Raw genomic sequence first — 15,931 nt, 5'->3', positions numbered from 1 at the left:
TCAAGTCTGATGCGGACGCTTTGGCCGGGCATGCCGCAACATGCCCGGCTGCTTTCAGCCATCAACTTCGAGGACGAGCTCCAGTTCTATCGGCAGGCCGAGGGGCAGGCTGGCGACACCGAGCACGACGCGGCCTGAGAGCTTTTCCTCGCCGAAGACAGCAAGCAGCATTTCGGATGCTCCGTCGGCCACCTTCGGATGGTCGCGGAAATCACCTTCGGTCGCGATGTAGACGCCGAGCTTGACGACTCTGGCGACCCTTTCCAGCGAGCCCAGATAGTCTCTGGCGGCCGCAAGCGCGCTCAGCGTTGCCGTTTCGGCCGCCTTCCTGCCGTCTTCGACCGTCAGGGCACCGCCGACGCGGCCGATATAGCGGGGCTCATGACCGACGACGGGCAGCATCCCGCTGAAGAAGACCAGATTGCCGGTCCTTGTCGCTTCGACATAGGCGCCGAAGGGCGTCGGCGGCGGGGGAAGGGTGATGCCGAGTTCCTGCAGCCGTCGTTCCGCGCCGGCTGCCTGTGCTTTCGCATGGTTTACCATTTGCCCAGATGTGCGCCGCCGTCGACGTGCAGCACCTCCCCGGTTACGCGCGGCGCTTCGGTCAGGAAGATGACAGCGTCGACGATCTCCTCGACGTTGGATATGCCTGTTATCGGCGACAGCGTCTTCAGGAAATCCTTCGGATTGTCCTTGTGCAGCGGCGTGTCCACCACGCCGGGAGCCACAATGTTGAAGCGAATTTTCTCGTTTGCATATTCCATCGCCAGGTTCTTGGAGATGGCGTTGATGCCGCCCTTGGTCATCATCGACACCGAGGCGGAGAAGCCGGCGATCGGATGATCGGTCAATGGCGTGGTGATGCTGACGACGCTGCCGCCGGTTTTCTGCGCGAGCATCTGCCTGACGACCAGTTGGGTCAGGTGGATGAAGCCTTCGAGATTGGTCGAGGACAATTTATTGAAGTCGGCCATTGTGAAATCGACGAACGGCTTGGCTAGGAAAATGCCGGCATTGTTGACGAGGCCGTCGATCGAGCCGAACCGGTCGATTGCGGTTTTTGCTACCCGCGCTGCGGTTTCGGCATCGCCGATGTCGCCGTCAACGAGCGCCAGCTTGTCGGAGGCTTGGAACGCCTCTGAGGCGCTGACCTGGCGCGAGGTGGCAACGACATTGTAACCGCGCTCGATGAAGGCGTTGACGAGCCCGGCTCCGATACCCTGGGAGGCGCCCGTGACGATGACTGTTTTTCCCGTAGTCATGCTGATCTCCATAAACTGGTTCGGGCAACGCGGGCCTTGGCTTTGCGAAGGCGGGGTCGCTCGAGATGGGGCTGCTGCGAATGCGCCTCCATCGGGTTGTGATTGTTTTCGCAGGGTGAATATGGCGAAAACTCCATTACTCGGTTAGATGGAAATATCTGGATTCTCTTTTGCACATATGCAAAAATCCCGGCATGGCCGATCTGAACGACATCGCCGTTTTCGTGAAGGTGGCGCAGTATGGCAGCTTCAGCCGTGCGGCCCATTCACTTGGCATGCCGGTGTCGACCGTCAGCAGGAAGGTGACGTCGCTGGAGGAGCAACTCGGCGTGACGCTGCTGCAGCGGACGACCCGCAAGCTGAGCCTCACGGCGCAGGGCAGGGCCTATTTCGATCAGTGCAGTGAACCGCTTGCCCATCTCCTCGACGCCGAGGAGGTGCTGACCGAGACCCAGAAAAAGCCTGAAGGTCTGCTGAAGATCTCCGTGCCCGTCATTTTTGGACAGGAGGCCTTCTACGAATTCGTCTCGGCCTTCCTGAAGACATATCCGAAGATTCAGGTCGATCTCTTCGTCACCAACCTGTTCCTTGATCTGATCGCGGAGAACATTGATCTCGGCATCCGCTTCGGCGATCTCAAGGATTCGACCATCGTTGCGCAGCGGCTCGGGAAGAGCGTACGCTATCTGGTCGCCGCGCCGGACTACCTGAAGGGCAGGGTGCTTCCCTTAAAGCCCGAAGACCTGAAGGACCATCAGTGCGTTCTGCTGAACGGTCGCAACGGCGAAGCGGAATGGCATCTCGTCAGCGGGCGCAAATCGATCGACGTGCATGTATCGGGGCTGGTATCGAGCCGGGATTTCGATGCGGTGAGCGCCTTCACCTATCGCGGACACGGGATCGGGTTGTTGCCTTCGACCTATTGCGACGAGCAGATCAAAAGCGGCGAGCTTATCCGCCTGCTGCCGGACTGGTCGTCCGAAGAAATTTTCGTGCATGCCGTCTATCCCACGCGCCGCTTCCTGCCCTCCCGGTTGCAGGTCTTTCTCGAGGCGCTGAAAACATGGAAGAGCCCCTTGTGGCTTCCCTTGCATTGACGGCTTTCGATTCCATCACCGAAAATTGAAGCTGGGCGCACGGCCGGGCATCCTGCGTCGGCCAAGCTGTGTTAGAGTTCGCTGGCCTGGATGGTGCGGGGATTGGATTGCCAATGCTGACGACACTTGCGGTGCTTATGGGTCTTTCCGGCCTCGTCCCGGCCGCGCAGGCGGGGGGAAGCGAGGTCGACGCGACGCTGGTGCTCGCCGTCGACACCTCGCGGTCGATGGATTTCGAGGAGATCGGCATCCAGCGCGAGGGTTATGTCGAAGCGCTCAAGCACAAGGAATTCATCGACGCGGTGAAGGGCGGGCTGACCGGCCGCATCGCCATCAGCTATTTCGAATGGGCCGGTTATGTCGTCCAGGATTCGGTGATCGACTGGCAGGTGATCGAGACGGAAGAGGATGCGATCGCTTTTGCCGACAAGCTCGAAGCCCGGCCGATTGCCACGCAGCGGCGCACATCGATCTCCACCGCGATCGCCCAGGGCGCCAGCATGATCGTTTCCAGTCCCTTTCAGTCCAGACGACAGGTGATCGATGTCTCCGGCGACGGGCCGAACAATTCGGGCAATCCCGTCAGCCCCGCCCGCGACAAGGCGGTGGAAGCAGGCATGATCATCAACGGCCTGGCCATCATGCTGCGACCTTCCGATGCGCCCAACGGGCTCGACAAATATTATGCGGACTGCGTGATCGGCGGGCCCGGCGCCTTCGTGCTGCCGGTCCGCAAGATCGAGGATTTTGCCGTTGCCGTGCGCCGCAAGTTGGTGCTGGAGATCAGCGGCCTTTCCCCGCCGGCGACGGTGCAGAAAACCGCCGGCGGCGAGACGGGTGCCGACTGCCTGATCGGTGAGAAGCAATGGCGGGACATGTTCGACCGCTGATGCCAGAACCGGATGTCGTCCGAAAACCGCGCACACTTTTCGGCATCATGCTCTACCGGGTCAGGGCGCCGAAATTATATCAGTCAGTATTCGGTAAGCGGCAGAGACGCGATCCTCGTTGGGATAGTTTTTGTTGGCCAGGATGACGATGCCAATCCGCTCTTTCGGGATGAAGGCCACATAGGCGCCGAAACCATTCGTCGAGCCGGTTTTGTTGATCCATTGATCGTCGCGCGGCTCCGCTGCAGGCGTCAGTTGCTTGACGGGAATGGTCTTCAGCATCGCGCTGGAATTGTTGTCCATCAACGTCGTCAGCGTGGTGGGATAGGAATACTGCTCCCAAATAAGGTCTTGGGTCATCGCGCCGACATCGAAGTATTCCCGATGCGTATTCGTGATCGCCCGCTGGAACGTCTCGTCCAGCTTGACCAGGCCCATGTTCGCGTCGACGAACCGGATCATGTCGCTCGCTGTCGATTTGACACCATAGGCTTCCGATGAAAGAGATGCCGACGTCATCCGGGCGGGATCGCCGCTCCGCTTGTAGCCTTGGGCATAGTCCGCCATTCGCGATTTCGGCACATCGATGAACGTGCTTTTCAATCCAAGGGAGGGAAACAATTTGCCTTCCATCAAAGCGACGAAACCCTCATCCATGCTTTTCGCCGTTATATATCCAAGCATTCCAATGCTTGGATTGGCGTAAGTTCGATGGGTCCCAGCCTCGTATGAGGGGCGCCAGGTTTTAAAATAGTCGATCAGTTGTTTTTCGGTTTTGATGTCATCGGGAACCTGCAGCGGAAACCCACCAGCCGTATGCGTGGCCAAATTCATCAGCGCGACTTCGCCGAAAGGCTTTCCCTTCATCGACGGAAGATATTTGCTGACCTGATCCGACAGTGAAAGTCGGCCGATCGCTTCCGCGTAGGATGTCAGGGTCACCGTAAATGTTTTGCTGATCGATCCCAGTTCGAACATGGTGGTCGCAGTGACCGGCCTGCCGGTGTCCTTCGAGACGACACCGTAATTGAAGATGTGGTTCTCGCCGTCGACGGTGATGGCAACGGCCATGCCGGGGATGCCGTATTTGTCCATGACCGGTTTGATCGCAGCGTCCGAGATGGCTTTGAGCTTCATCTCGTCGGCCGCAAAGCCACTTGTAGAAACGCATGTCGAGACCAATGCGGCCGATAGAATTCCTAGCCAGTCACACTTCATTTTTTCATCCTCTGGAAGCAGCTTTCTCAGCGCCAAAGGGCGCATGAGCATGGCATTTAGCGGCACTGTTTTGTGGCGGCAAACGATGATATCTCGGAGGAAACACAAGAAAATCTATGGCTAAAATGGTTCGGCAATTCCTTCCTTTGAATGGCTTGAGGGCCTTTGAAGCTTCGGCGAGACATCTCAGCTTCACCCGCGCCGCGATCGAGCTTTGTGTTACCCAGGCCGCTGTCAGCCAGCAGGTCAAAAGCCTGGAGAAGCGATTGGGCGTTGCCCTTTTCCAGCGCCTTCCAAGGGGCCTGAAAATCACCGCAGAAGGTGAAGCTCTTTTGCCGACGTTGACCACTTCCTTCGATCAAATGGCAATCACGCTGGACAGGATTGAAGCCGGTCAGGTTCGGGAATTGCTGTTTTTGGGCGTCGTCGGAACCTTTGCTGTCGGCTGGTTATTGCCAAGGCTTCCGGATTTTCAACAGCGTCATCCCTTCATCGACGTGCGCATTTCGACAAACAATAATCGCGTCGACATGGCCGCTGAAGGACTGGATCTCGCCATTCGCTTTGGCAGCGGCTCCTGGCACGGCACGGAAGCCTCGCGTCTGTTCGACGCTCCGCTCTCTCCACTCTGCACCCCCAAATTGGCGGAGCGTTTAAGGTCGCCCGCAGACCTACTCGAGGCGACGCTTTTGCGCAGTTACAGGGCCGACGAGTGGAGCACCTGGTTTGCGGCAGCGGATGTTCCTCCGGCGGCGCAGGTCAACGCAGGCATCGTTTTCGACTCTTCCGTCGCCATGACGGAGGCGGCGCTGCAAGGATTGGGAATCGCTCTGGCGCCGCCGTCGATGTTTTCCAGGCACCTGTCGTCAGGGGCTCTAAACCAACCCTTTCCCACGACGATATCATTGGGGAGCTATTGGCTGACCCGACTTCAATCAAGGCCGCCAACGGCAGCCATGCTCGCATTTTCCGATTGGATAATGTCGCAGATGTCTTCCACATCTCAATGAGACCTTCTGGCGCGGAGTCGAGGGACCGGACCGCGAAGATCCATGTGCCCGCTCTCAGGGAACGGGCTTCCTAGGCGACGCAGATGCCCGGCACGGCGACCTTCTGGAAGAGGTGCGGGGAGGCAACGGCCGAGGACGGGTAGGAGGAGAGCTTTGCCCTGAACTCTGGATGCGAGAATGCCGCCCTGAAGTCGGCGGTCGATTCCCAGACGGCATAGTTGAGATAGGCAGGACTTTCGCCGATAGCCCGGTGAAGCTGGGTCGAGATGAAGCCCGGCTGGCGTTTCATGAAGGCCGCATCGGCCTGCCAGGCTTCAAGGAAGGCCTGCTCGTCGGCCTTGTCGAGCGTGAAGAGATTGATGAGGACGATCGCGGAAGCATCGAGCGCGATTTGACGATCGATCGGGAAGGCGGGGTCCATCGGACGCATGAGTGACATGGTCGGCTCCATCTGAATTGATTACATGATGTCAATCTGGTGATAAGGATACATATTTCCTTTGACACCATAATGTCAATATAGGTACATGGTGACAAATGCAAAGACCTCAGCGAAGCCCGGCTGGAACAGCCTTGACCGACCTCATTCTGGATCTCTTCCGGCTCAACAACCGGATGATCAACGCGGGCGACAAGCTCGTCGAGGGGCTCGGTCTGACGAGCGCCCGATGGCATGTCCTCGGCACTGTGGCCACGGCAGATCGGCCGCAGCCAGTCGCGTGGCTGGCGCGCGACATGGGGGCCAACCGCCAGAACGTCCAGCGCATCGTCAACGATCTGGACAAGGAAGGGCTTCTGGCGTTCCAGCCCAATCCGCATCACCGGCGGGCACAGCTCGTCGTGCTGACGGACAAGGGAAAACAGGCATATGAAACCGCCATGCACCTGCAGGCGCCGTGGGTCGATATGCTCTCCGAAGGGCTTCAGGTCGAGGATCTCAAAACCACGCACGCCGTCATGAAGGCGCTGCGCAGCAAACTGGAAGGAAATGGAGATGTTGAAGAGCAGGCCTGATCGCTATGGCGCAATAGCGATCTCGATCCACTGGCTGAGCGCGGTTCTGATCCTGGCGCTGCTCGGCTCCGGCTTCCGGGCCGCCAACGCCGTGGACGCGGCGACCAAGGCTGGGCTGCTGCGCTTCCACATTCCGGTGGCGGTCATCGTCCTGCTTCTCACGGCTCTTCGCCTTGTCTGGTGGTGGCGTTTCGATCGCAAGCCTGCGCCGGTTAAGGCATCGCCTCGCTGGCAGGCGCGCCTCGCGCGCTTTGTCCACGTCGCCTTTTACGTCTTCATTCTCGGCATGGTCGCCAGCGGCATCGGGATGATGATCCTCAGCGGTGCCGCCCCCGCCGTCTTCGGGACACCCGGCGCCATGCTGCCTGATTTCACTGCCTATCCGCCGCGTGGCCCGCATGGGTTAGGCGCCTTGCTGCTTGTCGGCCTGCTGGTCTTCCATGCCGGCGCTGCGCTCTTTCACCAACTCGTCCGCGGCGATCACCTGCTGCGGCGGATGTGGTATGGCGGCTGAGGTCGGCTGACGAGGCGGCGAGGGTGTCTGAACCGAGAGCCGCTACGAGGAAGGCAGACACGATAAAACGTCTCGGCGCGATGCGTGCCGAGACGCTTGTCAAACGATGTTGCCGTCTGCGATGACGCTGGAGCCCGTGCCTATAGCGGCAACTGCTTGCCGGCCTGTTCGCTGACCATGTATTCGGCGTACCAGTCCGGCCAGCCTTCGTCGTGCTTGCCGCCGTTTCGCTTCTCGTGTTCGCCGTGGGCGGTTGCCGCGCGGCGCAGTGCTGCCGCAAGCTCGGTGGAAGTCGTGAATTTCGTTTCGTCGGCGTCGATGCGTCCGGGCAGCCGCGTGGTGACTTCCTGGAACAGCCAGCCGTTGCCGTCCGGATCCTTGAACGAGGCGAAGGAGCGGTAGCTGCGATGTTCGGGATCGCGGCCGGCGATGCGCAGCCGCCCGAACAGATAGGGCTCGTCCCTGCCGGCATAGACGCCGGCAGCGTCATGAAACACGTCGCTGACCTCGACGCCGCGGGCGATCAGATCGCGACGGGCAGCCTCGATATCGGAGACGACCAGGTAGAGTCCCTGGGCGGAACCCGGGGCTGCGGCAGTGACATTCTTGCCGAAGATGATCGCGCAGCCGGAGCCGGGCGGGGTAAACTGGATCACACGGAAATCGGCGTCATTTGCAAAGTCGGCGTCGAGCCGCCAACCCAAGCCGTCGTAAAAACGTTTGGCGCGGTCGACATCGGAAACGGGGATGACGACCACCTCGAGCTTGGTGTCGACAGGCTGTGATTTTGGGGTTTGCATGGGGGTTTCGCTGCGCAGTGCATTGCTCATCTTCAGCTCCATGGGGTTTGGGATGCGTTAAGAATGGCGATACATGTCAGCGGTCAGTGGACCACAGCGCGGTCGGGCCGTCGAATCAATTATTCTGTCGGATTTGGCCGGTATTGGCGGATTCCGCTGCGACACAAGGCCTGTTGCTCCGATCCGCGGACGTGTCGTTCCCCACCCTTGGGCGTGTCGTTTCCGACCCGCGGGGTGGCAAGGTCAGTCGATCCAGTGAGGCGGCGGGTTAGTTCCCGCCGTCTTCGCTCTTGTGTTGCGGCTCATCGAGCCGCGTTCGGGAAGATGGATCCTACTACGCGGCGAGAGCGGCGCGGGTTTTGCCGATCGTCAGGGCTGCCTTTGCTGCCTCGCGCCCTTTTTCGATGAAGTGCGCACGGTAGATCTGCTTGTGGTGTTCGGTTTCCTGATACTGATGCGGCGTCAGCGAAACCGACAGCACCGGCACGCCGGTATCCATGCCGGCGCGCATCAGCCCATCGACGACGGCCTGCGCGACGAATTCGTGGCGGTAAATGCCGCCGTCGACGACGAAGGCGGCGGCAATGACGGCGCCATAACGCCCGGTTGCGGCGAGATCGCGCGACAGCAGCGGCATCTCGAATGCGCCGGGAACATCGAACACATCGACCTGCTCGGGCGGAACGAGCTGATAGAAGCCATCAAGGGCGCGGTCGACGATGTCGGCGTGCCAGCTCGCTTTGACGAAGGCGTAGCGGGTGGGTGTCATGGTAATCTCCTTTGGCGAACAGACACATCACCCAAGGCGATCACGAACGTTCCCGACAGCCGCAAGGGCGGCAGGAACGCACGTTCTCTTTCATCCGGACTATGACCGTCGGCTCAGGCATCTCACCTGATCTGCTGACCCTTCCTTAAGAAGGCGCTCGCGGGCTCGCAATCGAAACTGCATACCGCCGGTAGGGACTTTCACCCCGCCCTGAGAACGGCGGCGACAATAGGGGGAAGGCGGCGGGCTGGCAATAGGTCGGAAATGCTTTCGTGATCGATGAATCTGTCGATGCGGATCAAGGCTCGCAAAGTGGCGGTTTCGTTTCTCCGTCGATGGCGAACAGCCGATGCCTCTTGCTGAGGATGGGCTTGCCCCTACATGCTCGGGTGAGGACATCCACGTCGGAACAACATAACGGAACAGGATACGCCGTCTTCGCCCGAGGCGGGGCAGGCGACAGCCACCATGGGAGGGAGTGATGCCAGAATCTTTCGTCGTTCACCGCGAGGCGCATATCGCGGCGCCGCCGGCTGCGGTGTTTGCGCTGATGACCGATCCGGAGAAGATCCTGCGCTGGATGGGAACGGAAGCGCAGGTAGAGCCGCAACCGGGCGGGCTCTATCTCGTCAATGTCACCGGCGCCCGCTTTGCGCGCGGCTCGTTTCGCGAGGTGGTGCCGGTTCATCGCCTTGCCTACAGTTTCGGCTGGGACGGCAGCGAAGTGGTACCGCCGGGATCGAGCCTGGTCGAGATCGACCTGATCGAGCAGGGCGGCGGAACGCTGCTGCGGCTCACCCATAGCGGCCTGCCCAGCGCCGATCAATGCGCCGGCCATGCGGAAGGCTGGGCCCATTATCTCGGGCGGCTGACCGAGGTCGCCGCCGGGCGTGATCCGGGTCCCGATCCTTTTTACGGCAGGACATGAACGGTTTTGCGCCGGCAGCAGGGTGCCCGGAAGCGTTTGCCGCAGCGGGGAATACTGCCGGCCGGCGCTGCGATCGGCTGTCCGAAAGCGCTTCTTTTGCTCCCGCAAACATGAACGCGCAGTTCATCTCCAGTTCAATTTGGCGCTCCTAAAGTGATTGCGGCTGGATTGAAATGGAGTTCTCGATGAAGGCACTTTCTATCGCGGCTGCCTTGCTTGCCGGCAGCCTCTCGATCGGTACAGCTGAGGCGATGCCGATTGGAACAATCAATGTGCAGAGCAATGTGACGAAGGTCGACTATGCCTGCGGTCGCGGCTGGCACCTGACCCGCTGGGGCGAATGCCGGCGAAACTGGCGCCGCCCGCCGCCAGTCGCTTTCTACGGTGGTCCGCCCCGCTGGGGCTGGGAGCGGCGTCACCGGGATTGGGATGGCCCGCGCTGGCGCCATGAGAGGCGCTGGGATCGCGACCGTCGTTGGCGGGATGATGACTAAACGTCTCGCTTAAAGCGCGTCGCGTCAAACCGGAGTCATGCGACGCGCTTTAAGTCTTTGATTTATGCATGTGGTTGTCCCAAAACCGCTGCACGCTTTTGGGCGACATGCATGAGATCGAGATGGACGAAGGCCGGAGCGATTTTCGCCCGGCCTTTTCTGATGAAACGGCTTCGCCGACGCTGACAGGCAGCGTTCTCTGGATTTGTCCGATATGGTCAAATACTGCTGACGAGCCAGTACTTGCCGTCGATCAGTTCTTCAAGCTCAACAGGATCCTTGACGCCGAATTCGAACCATTCGACGAGTTCCTTCGCCTTGCGGCTGCTCTCCTCCGCCGTCAGCTCGACCTGATATCTTTCGCACCATCGCCGGAGGATCGACGTCAGCAGCGTCATGTCATCCCCATCCAGCGGATCTTTCGGCCAGAATATCGTGCCCATCGTACCCCTCAATCACACGATGACGAACGATCCTATAATGGAATCAAAGTCGCGCAAGTTTAAAGTGTTTATTTTTTGTTTTCCACCGCGCTGGACGGTTTTCGACAGGCGATGCGGACGCCTTTTACAGGCGTCGGACTGGTCGCTGAAAAACGTCTCCGCGATCACCCCGGCGATATCCTTGCGGACGTCCACGTCGGCATGCGATGTTGAGCGATGGATCTGCCGTCTCCCCTTGCCTGGCTGGTTGACGAGGCCGGGGCCTCGCCTGGTCCCGAACGGTTTCTGGCCGAGCTCGGGCGACGGTTGCTGGCCGATGGCCTGCCGCTTTCCGGCGGGGCGCTGACGCTTTCGGTGCCGCATCCGATCATCGCGCGGCGCACCTGGCTGTGGCGGGCCGAGACCGGCGCCGTCATCGAGGCATTGGCCTTCGCCGCGGCCCCGCAAAGTGAGGCCGGGCGCGAGTGGCTCGCCGGGTTGGGGCCGGTATGGGAGGCAAGGATCGGGCCGCCGCGGGACAAACAGGCATCGGACAGCCCGCTACTCGGCTGGGCAGGGATTGCCGACGGGGCAGGGGGCGGTGCATTCGCTCCGGCCGAAGCCAGCCTGCTCTGCGAGGTCGCGCGTTTTGCCGCAGCGCCGCTCGCCGCTTTGGCGGCGCGGGAGGCGCGGGCCGCGCTGCTCGAAGCCTATCTCGGCCGGCGCAGTGCCGCCCGGGTGCAGGCCGGCGCGCTTGCCCGCGGCACCGGCGAGACCATCCGCGCGGCGCTTCTCTGCGCCGATCTGCGCGACTTCACCGCGCTCTCCGAGGTAACCGAACCTCACGTGATGATATCAGCGCTGGATGCCTGGTTCGACCGCGTCGCCGGCGCAGTGCATGCCTTCGGCGGTGAGGTGCTGAAGTTCATCGGCGACGGCGTGCTGGCGATCTTTCCGGTCACTGTTGCGTCGGGCGAAGGCGATGCAGCCCAAGGGGATCGCGAAGCCTGCGAGGCCGCCCTTCGCGCGGTCGCCGCCAGCCGGGCGGGCATGGCCCATCTCGACCAACTGCGGCAGGCGCAGGGGCTGGCGCCGCTGCCCTTCGGCGCGGCGCTGCATTTCGGCGAGATCCTGTGGGGCAATATCGGCGCGGCCGACCGGCTGGACTTCACCGCCATCGGCCCCGCCGTCAATCTGGTCAGTCGATTGGAGGGGCTGTGCAAGCCGCTCGGCCGAAGCGTGCTGATCTCGGGTGCCGTGGCAGCGAATACGACGACCGCGCTGATGCCGCTGGGAGAGCATACCTTGCGGGGCATTGCCGACCCTTGTGCGGTGTTCACGCTGCCGACGGATTGAGCCACGCGCAAGGCATCTATTATTGCAAAGAAAGCTTTGCAAAGATGTCTTTGCAATAGTAGGCTTCGCGCATGAAAAAACCGCGCCCACAGCCTGTTCAATCCGTCACCGCACCGCGCACCGTCAGTCGCGTCGTGCCGGATCCGACCGCCTTGAAGGCGCTGGCGCATCCGGTTCGGCTGCGCATGCTCGGCATGCTGCGGATCGACGGGCCTGCCACGGCGACACAGCTTGCAGCGCGGCTTGGGCTGAACAGCGGCGCGACCAGCTATCACCTGCGCCAGCTCGCCCAATACGGCTTCATCGAGGAAGCGCCGCATGCTTCGCGGCGCGACCGCTGGTGGCGCGCCAGCCACGAACTCACCTCGGTGCCGGCAAGCGAGGCCGAGGGCGAAGCGCTTGACCTCGACCTCGCCTTCAACCAGGCGGTACTCTCCCTGCAGGTCGGCCAGATGCAGCAGGCGCTGGAGGAGTATGCCGAACTGCCGGCGGAATGGCGCAAGGCGAGCGCTGCCAACGACGTCATCATCCCGATGACGGCGGAACAGGCCGAGGTCCTGACCAGGCAGCTGACCGACATCATCCTCGAAGCAATGCGGGTGGCTCCGCCTTTGGGCGAGGCGACCGCTCCGGGCATGGTGCCTTTCTCGATCATGCTACACGCCTTTCCCTATCCGGGCCGGCTCCCGCATAGCGAGGAGGATGGCGGGTCATGAGAAGGGGTGGGCCTTTCCTGGCGCTTGCCGCCGCCGAGACGCTTTCGCTTTCCGGCACACGGCTGTCGACCATCGCCATTCCCTGGTTGGTGCTGGTCGCTACGGGCAACCCGGTTCTAACGGGGCTGACGGCGATGATGGAAATGCTGCCCTATGTCGCCGCCAAGGCGCTCAGTGGGCCGCTGATCGACCGCGTCGGCACGAAGCGCATCGCTGTCGTCTGCGACGCCGCCTCGGTGGCCGTGGTGATGCTGGTGCCGCTGCTCGACCGGCTCGGGCTGCTTGGTATGCAGGTACTGCTACCGATCGTTTTTGCCATGGGTGTGCTACGCGGTCCGTCCGATGCCGCCAAGCAGGCGATGGTGCCTGATATCGCCGAATTGGCGGCCGTGCCGCTTGAGCGGGTGACCGGTGTCGTTGGCGCCATCGAGCGGCTGGCCTCCACGGTAGGTGCGGCCGGCGCCGGTGCGTTGATCAGCCTGATCGGCCCGGGCCAGGCGCTGGTCGTCAATGCCGTCACCTTCGCCGCCGCCGCGCTGATTGTGGGGGTAGGCATCCCCGGGCTGAAAAGTATGCCCAGGCTGCAACGCATGCCAAGGCTGCAATGCATGCCCGCGCCGCGAGGCACGCCCGAGACTCGGCCGGGCGGAATGTCCTCCTATCTCGGCGATCTCAGGGAAGGCTGGTGCTTTCTGCGCGGCGATGCGGTGCTCGTCAGCATCGTCATCATGGTGGCGACCACCAATCTGCTGGACCAGGCCTATGGGGCGGTGCTGCTGCCCGTCTGGACGCAGAGTTCGGGCCATGGCCCGGAATTGCTGGGGGCGATGTTTGCGGCCTTCACCGGCGCTTCGATCGCCGGCGCGGCGATTGCCGCTGCGATCGGCGAGCGGATGCCGCGCCTGATGGTCTATACGGTGGCCTTCCTGCTGACCGGATTTCCGCGTTTTCTCGTTCTTGCGCTGGACGCGCCGCTCCCCATCATCTTCCTCACCCTGGCAATCGCTGGATTTGCCTCGGGCTTCCTCAATCCGATCCTGTCGGCGGTGATCTTCGAGCGCATCCCCAAGCCGCTGATCGGCCGCGTCACCGCAATGAACGCCGCCCTTTGCTTTGCCCTCATCCCGTTCGGCGGCCTCTTCGGCGGCGCCCTGATCAGCATGATCGGCCTTGCCGCAGCGCTCTCGCTCACCGGGTTCGCCTATCTCGCCGCAACCCTCTTTCCTCTGGCGCTGAAAAGTTTCCGCGGCTTCGACAAGGCTGTCACCGAGAGCTAGCGTCATGGTCGCGTACCTGGCCCCCAAGCTCCTCGACCATCAGATCGATGAAGCGGCTGACACGCGGTTCCAGCAGGCGTTTGTCGGGATAGAGGGCGACGATTTTTGCGTCGTCGGTTTCGAGGTCGGGCAGGATCTGCCGGAGGCGACCGGCGGTAAGATCGTCGGCGACGAGAAAATCGGGAAGCAGCGCGATGCCAAGCCCCGCGAGCGCGGCGTCGCGGATCGCCTCTCCGCTGTCGAGCCTCAGGCGACTGCGGCCCTGCGCCTTGACCCAGGAGCCGCCTTCGCCGCGAAAGCGCCAGCCCTGCCTTTGATGGCGGCTGGCGAAGATCAGGCAATCGTGGGCCGCAAGGTCGTCGATATTGCGCGGTTCCCCGCGCTCAGTCAGGTAGGACGGCGACGCGCAGAGCCGCGCCTTATAGGTGGCGATCACGCGCGAGACCAGGCGGGTATCCGACGCCGTCGCGTCGATCCGGATCGCCAGATCGGAGCCTTCTTCGACGATGTCGGCCGGGCGATCGGTGAAGCTCACTTCGACCTGGATGTCGGGCCAGGCCCGAAGATATTTTTCAAGCAGGGGCAGCACGACGAGCCGCCCCAAGGCATCGGGAACGGTGAGCCTGAGAACACCTTGCGGCGTGCCGCTCTGCCCCGCCACGCTCGCCTCCGCCTCGTCGACCGATGCGAGGATCTGCAGCCCGCGCTGGTAAAACATCCGGCCTTCATCGGTCAGGCCCAGCGTTCTCGTCGTACGGTTGAGCAGGCGCGCGCCAAGCCGGTCTTCGAGGCGGATGACGGCCTTTCCTGCCGCCGAACGGGATAGGCCCATGGCCTGGCCGCCGGCGATAAAGCTTCCGGCATCGACGACTGCCATGAAGATCAGGATATCGTTCAGGTTCGTACGCGGCATCAGGTCACTCGAGCGGTTCGGCTACAGCATAGCTCGGTCAGTCATGCGACAGATTCAAGGTTCGCAGCATCAACGTCCGACGCGGCAGTAAGGTCCGGGCGCTTCGCTTCTGTGTCGACGTCCGTTCGTCAATCAACCTGCCATAGCGGCCATCACACCGGATTGCCGGTCAACAACGGCCGCCGCGACCACGCTGACGGGCGTTTTTGGCCTCGCCTTTCCGCAGCAGCGCCGTCGCCTATACCGGATGATACGCCGGCAGAGCCGGGGCTGTGCCCAATGAGGCCGTCGAACCGCGCTACAGCATGTCGCCGAGACTCCAATGGTTGTTCCATCGGACGTCGATCTCGTCGTCGACATTCTGATATCTTATGTCGGTGGAGAGGCGCAGCCGTCGGCTGCAGTCCTGGTTGGTGGTCGAGGCATGGATCATGTAGGGCGAGTGGAGCATCACATCACCGGCCTCATAATCGGCGGCGAGCCAGCGAGTATCGAAGCGCTCCGCCATATCAGGGAGATCCTTCGAGACCCAGCCGCCTTCGGCCATGTGGCGGTTATAGGCGCTGATCCGCTCTTCCGGAGAAAGATCACCGCTTGCGGCCCGGAACTCGGCCTCCATCTTGATGCCCAGCGCGTGCGAGCCTTCGAGGTAGACCAGGCCACCCATCTCGGCGGGGATGTCGCCGATCGGAATCCAGGCCGTCACCAGGCGTCTGGTGCCGCCGCGGAGATAGACGAGATCATAGTGAGCCGGTGTGGCCGTTGGCGATCCCGGCTGAACGAAACGCATGATCTTGCGCTTGTGCAGATAAGAGATGCCCTGCAGGAAATCGTCCATGAAACGGGCAAGCGGCGGCTGCGCGCAGAAGCCTTCATAGGCGGCAGAGCGGACCAGCGACATCAGGCGCCGGTCCGCCAGGCTCCTGTCGAAGCCGGCGGCAGACGCGATGCCCAGCGAAAAATCGCTGCCGGGCTCGACCAGCCCGGTTTCGGCAAGCCGTTCGAAGACCCAGCGGCGAAAATCGAGGACATCGGTCCGCGGCAGAAGGCGTTTCAGCCAGACATAACCATCGTCCTGGTAGCGGCGGCGGATGGCGTCGACGCCGATGGCGGGATCGGTCGGCGCGAGCCAGCCCGTCCGCTCCGCAGGCAAGGTCTTGCCGTGGGCGGCAAGGGGAAATTCCGGCTTTCGGGCTTGCATCGTTTCGGCGGTAATTGACATTTCAGCCTTCCATCGCTTGAGTTGGCTCG

General features: G+C 62.0%; 19 protein-coding genes and 1 riboswitch. Of the genes, 10 read left to right on the top strand and 9 right to left on the bottom strand.

Going from position 1 to position 15,931, the window contains the following annotated elements; all coding sequences use genetic code 11:
* Positions 1-54: 54 nt before the first annotated feature.
* Together NE851_RS25255 and NE851_RS25250 are read right to left on the bottom strand one after the other, a co-directional pair.
* Positions 55-543: a RidA family protein gene (locus NE851_RS25255; RefSeq protein WP_063474673.1), complete on the bottom strand. Its 489-nt coding sequence runs from the start codon at positions 541-543 to the stop codon at positions 55-57.
* A complete protein-coding gene (locus NE851_RS25250) occupies positions 537-1,262 on the bottom strand; it encodes an SDR family NAD(P)-dependent oxidoreductase (protein WP_097542378.1) in 726 nt (241 codons plus the stop codon). The genes NE851_RS25255 and NE851_RS25250 overlap by 7 nt, the downstream gene beginning before the upstream one ends.
* 194 nt (positions 1,263-1,456) lie before the next feature.
* Here NE851_RS25250 and NE851_RS25245 point away from each other — a divergent pair, with 194 nt between their 5' ends.
* Both NE851_RS25245 and NE851_RS25240 read left to right on the top strand, forming a co-directional pair.
* Entirely contained in the window at positions 1,457-2,359 is a 903-nt protein-coding gene (locus tag NE851_RS25245; protein ID WP_047610706.1) for a LysR family transcriptional regulator, read from the top strand.
* A gap of 113 nt (positions 2,360-2,472) precedes the next feature.
* Positions 2,473-3,249, top strand: coding sequence for a DUF1194 domain-containing protein (locus NE851_RS25240; protein WP_127430242.1), 777 nt, complete (start codon positions 2,473-2,475; stop codon positions 3,247-3,249).
* A gap of 60 nt (positions 3,250-3,309) precedes the next feature.
* Here the strand turns inward: NE851_RS25240 and ampC are convergent, their stop codons facing one another.
* Entirely contained in the window at positions 3,310-4,467 is a 1,158-nt protein-coding gene (gene ampC, locus NE851_RS25235; protein ID WP_063474676.1) for a class C beta-lactamase, read from the bottom strand.
* Between the two features lie 125 nt (positions 4,468-4,592).
* On the opposite strand from ampC, the gene NE851_RS25230 reads away from it, so the two are divergent.
* Positions 4,593-5,477 (top strand): LysR family transcriptional regulator, encoded by an 885-nt coding sequence (locus NE851_RS25230; protein ID WP_063474677.1) that lies wholly within the window; start codon positions 4,593-4,595, stop codon positions 5,475-5,477.
* A 70-nt stretch (positions 5,478-5,547) separates the two neighbouring features.
* On the opposite strand, the gene NE851_RS25225 is transcribed toward NE851_RS25230, so the two are convergent.
* Positions 5,548-5,916 carry an antibiotic biosynthesis monooxygenase family protein gene (locus NE851_RS25225; protein ID WP_174824441.1) on the bottom strand — a complete coding sequence of 123 codons (369 nt, stop codon included), beginning with the start codon at positions 5,914-5,916 and terminating at the stop codon, positions 5,548-5,550.
* Positions 5,917-6,014: 98 nt separating this feature from the next.
* On the opposite strand from NE851_RS25225, the gene NE851_RS25220 reads away from it, so the two are divergent.
* Positions 6,015-6,491 carry a MarR family winged helix-turn-helix transcriptional regulator gene (locus NE851_RS25220; protein ID WP_097542380.1) on the top strand — a complete coding sequence of 159 codons (477 nt, stop codon included), beginning with the start codon at positions 6,015-6,017 and terminating at the stop codon, positions 6,489-6,491.
* Entirely contained in the window at positions 6,472-7,005 is a 534-nt protein-coding gene (locus NE851_RS25215; protein WP_097542214.1) for a cytochrome b, read from the top strand. Before NE851_RS25220 ends, NE851_RS25215 begins: the two co-directional genes overlap by 20 nt.
* 140 nt (positions 7,006-7,145) lie before the next feature.
* Here the strand turns inward: NE851_RS25215 and NE851_RS25210 are convergent, their stop codons facing one another.
* Both NE851_RS25210 and NE851_RS25205 read right to left on the bottom strand, forming a co-directional pair.
* Positions 7,146-7,835: a VOC family protein gene (locus NE851_RS25210; RefSeq protein ID WP_063474706.1), complete on the bottom strand. Its 690-nt coding sequence runs from the start codon at positions 7,833-7,835 to the stop codon at positions 7,146-7,148.
* Between the two features lie 304 nt (positions 7,836-8,139).
* Positions 8,140-8,574, bottom strand: coding sequence for a 6,7-dimethyl-8-ribityllumazine synthase (locus tag NE851_RS25205; protein ID WP_047610695.1), 435 nt, complete (start codon positions 8,572-8,574; stop codon positions 8,140-8,142).
* Positions 8,575-8,652: 78 nt separating this feature from the next.
* Positions 8,653-8,796: riboswitch (FMN riboswitch) on the bottom strand.
* Between the two features lie 259 nt (positions 8,797-9,055).
* Between NE851_RS25205 and NE851_RS25200 the strand changes: the two genes are divergently transcribed.
* Complete coding sequence (locus tag NE851_RS25200; RefSeq protein ID WP_018242718.1) at positions 9,056-9,502, top strand: SRPBCC family protein; 447 nt, start codon at positions 9,056-9,058, stop codon at positions 9,500-9,502.
* Between the two features lie 185 nt (positions 9,503-9,687).
* Positions 9,688-9,996, top strand: coding sequence for a GCG_CRPN prefix-to-repeats domain-containing protein (locus NE851_RS25195; protein WP_018485640.1), 309 nt, complete (start codon positions 9,688-9,690; stop codon positions 9,994-9,996).
* Between the two features lie 218 nt (positions 9,997-10,214).
* Here the strand turns inward: NE851_RS25195 and NE851_RS25190 are convergent, their stop codons facing one another.
* A complete protein-coding gene (locus NE851_RS25190) occupies positions 10,215-10,439 on the bottom strand; it encodes a hypothetical protein (protein WP_047610691.1) in 225 nt (74 codons plus the stop codon).
* 216 nt (positions 10,440-10,655) lie between these two features.
* On the opposite strand from NE851_RS25190, the gene NE851_RS25185 reads away from it, so the two are divergent.
* The 3 genes from NE851_RS25185 (at position 10,656) to NE851_RS25175 (ending at position 13,767) form a co-directional block, all read left to right on the top strand.
* A complete protein-coding gene (locus NE851_RS25185) occupies positions 10,656-11,774 on the top strand; it encodes an adenylate/guanylate cyclase domain-containing protein (protein ID WP_047610688.1) in 1,119 nt (372 codons plus the stop codon).
* Positions 11,775-11,845: 71 nt separating this feature from the next.
* On the top strand, positions 11,846-12,490 hold the full coding sequence (locus NE851_RS25180; protein WP_063473342.1) for a winged helix-turn-helix domain-containing protein: 645 nt from the start codon (positions 11,846-11,848) through the stop codon (positions 12,488-12,490).
* Complete coding sequence (locus tag NE851_RS25175; RefSeq protein WP_097542217.1) at positions 12,487-13,767, top strand: MFS transporter; 1,281 nt, start codon at positions 12,487-12,489, stop codon at positions 13,765-13,767. Before NE851_RS25180 ends, NE851_RS25175 begins: the two co-directional genes overlap by 4 nt.
* Here the strand turns inward: NE851_RS25175 and NE851_RS25170 are convergent.
* Complete coding sequence (locus NE851_RS25170; RefSeq protein ID WP_097542218.1) at positions 13,754-14,680, bottom strand: LysR family transcriptional regulator; 927 nt, start codon at positions 14,678-14,680, stop codon at positions 13,754-13,756. The two genes, NE851_RS25175 and NE851_RS25170, sit on opposite strands and share 14 nt — an antisense overlap.
* 298 nt (positions 14,681-14,978) lie before the next feature.
* A complete protein-coding gene (locus tag NE851_RS25165; RefSeq protein ID WP_097542219.1) occupies positions 14,979-15,902 on the bottom strand; it encodes a phytanoyl-CoA dioxygenase family protein in 924 nt (307 codons plus the stop codon).
* Between the last annotated feature and the right edge of the window lie 29 nt (positions 15,903-15,931).

This window comes from Rhizobium anhuiense bv. trifolii (assembly GCF_024346605.1).
In the GTDB taxonomy this organism is placed as follows: domain Bacteria; phylum Pseudomonadota; class Alphaproteobacteria; order Rhizobiales; family Rhizobiaceae; genus Rhizobium; species Rhizobium anhuiense.
The sequence above is the reverse complement of the archived record's forward strand: the minus strand, read 5'-3'. Positions and strand labels throughout refer to the sequence as shown.

Bases quoted from the DNA above. Each gene is read 5' to 3' on its own strand.
- NE851_RS25255 (WP_063474673.1), bottom strand. From the start codon at position 543: ATGGTAAACCATGCGAAAGCACAGGCAGCCGGCGCGGAACGACGGCTG.
- NE851_RS25250 (WP_097542378.1), bottom strand. From the start codon at position 1,262: ATGACTACGGGAAAAACAGTCATCGTCACGGGCGCCTCCCAGGGTATC.
- NE851_RS25245 (WP_047610706.1), top strand. From the start codon at position 1,457: ATGGCCGATCTGAACGACATCGCCGTTTTCGTGAAGGTGGCGCAGTAT.
- NE851_RS25240 (WP_127430242.1), top strand. From the start codon at position 2,473: ATGCTGACGACACTTGCGGTGCTTATGGGTCTTTCCGGCCTCGTCCCG.
- ampC (WP_063474676.1), bottom strand. From the start codon at position 4,467: ATGAAGTGTGACTGGCTAGGAATTCTATCGGCCGCATTGGTCTCGACA.
- NE851_RS25230 (WP_063474677.1), top strand. From the start codon at position 4,593: ATGGTTCGGCAATTCCTTCCTTTGAATGGCTTGAGGGCCTTTGAAGCT.
- NE851_RS25225 (WP_174824441.1), bottom strand. From the start codon at position 5,916: ATGTCACTCATGCGTCCGATGGACCCCGCCTTCCCGATCGATCGTCAA.
- NE851_RS25220 (WP_097542380.1), top strand. From the start codon at position 6,015: ATGCAAAGACCTCAGCGAAGCCCGGCTGGAACAGCCTTGACCGACCTC.
- NE851_RS25215 (WP_097542214.1), top strand. From the start codon at position 6,472: ATGTTGAAGAGCAGGCCTGATCGCTATGGCGCAATAGCGATCTCGATC.
- NE851_RS25210 (WP_063474706.1), bottom strand. From the start codon at position 7,835: ATGAGCAATGCACTGCGCAGCGAAACCCCCATGCAAACCCCAAAATCA.
- NE851_RS25205 (WP_047610695.1), bottom strand. From the start codon at position 8,574: ATGACACCCACCCGCTACGCCTTCGTCAAAGCGAGCTGGCACGCCGAC.
- NE851_RS25200 (WP_018242718.1), top strand. From the start codon at position 9,056: ATGCCAGAATCTTTCGTCGTTCACCGCGAGGCGCATATCGCGGCGCCG.
- NE851_RS25195 (WP_018485640.1), top strand. From the start codon at position 9,688: ATGAAGGCACTTTCTATCGCGGCTGCCTTGCTTGCCGGCAGCCTCTCG.
- NE851_RS25190 (WP_047610691.1), bottom strand. From the start codon at position 10,439: ATGGGCACGATATTCTGGCCGAAAGATCCGCTGGATGGGGATGACATG.
- NE851_RS25185 (WP_047610688.1), top strand. From the start codon at position 10,656: ATGGATCTGCCGTCTCCCCTTGCCTGGCTGGTTGACGAGGCCGGGGCC.
- NE851_RS25180 (WP_063473342.1), top strand. From the start codon at position 11,846: ATGAAAAAACCGCGCCCACAGCCTGTTCAATCCGTCACCGCACCGCGC.
- NE851_RS25175 (WP_097542217.1), top strand. From the start codon at position 12,487: ATGAGAAGGGGTGGGCCTTTCCTGGCGCTTGCCGCCGCCGAGACGCTT.
- NE851_RS25170 (WP_097542218.1), bottom strand. From the start codon at position 14,680: ATGCCGCGTACGAACCTGAACGATATCCTGATCTTCATGGCAGTCGTC.
- NE851_RS25165 (WP_097542219.1), bottom strand. From the start codon at position 15,902: ATGTCAATTACCGCCGAAACGATGCAAGCCCGAAAGCCGGAATTTCCC.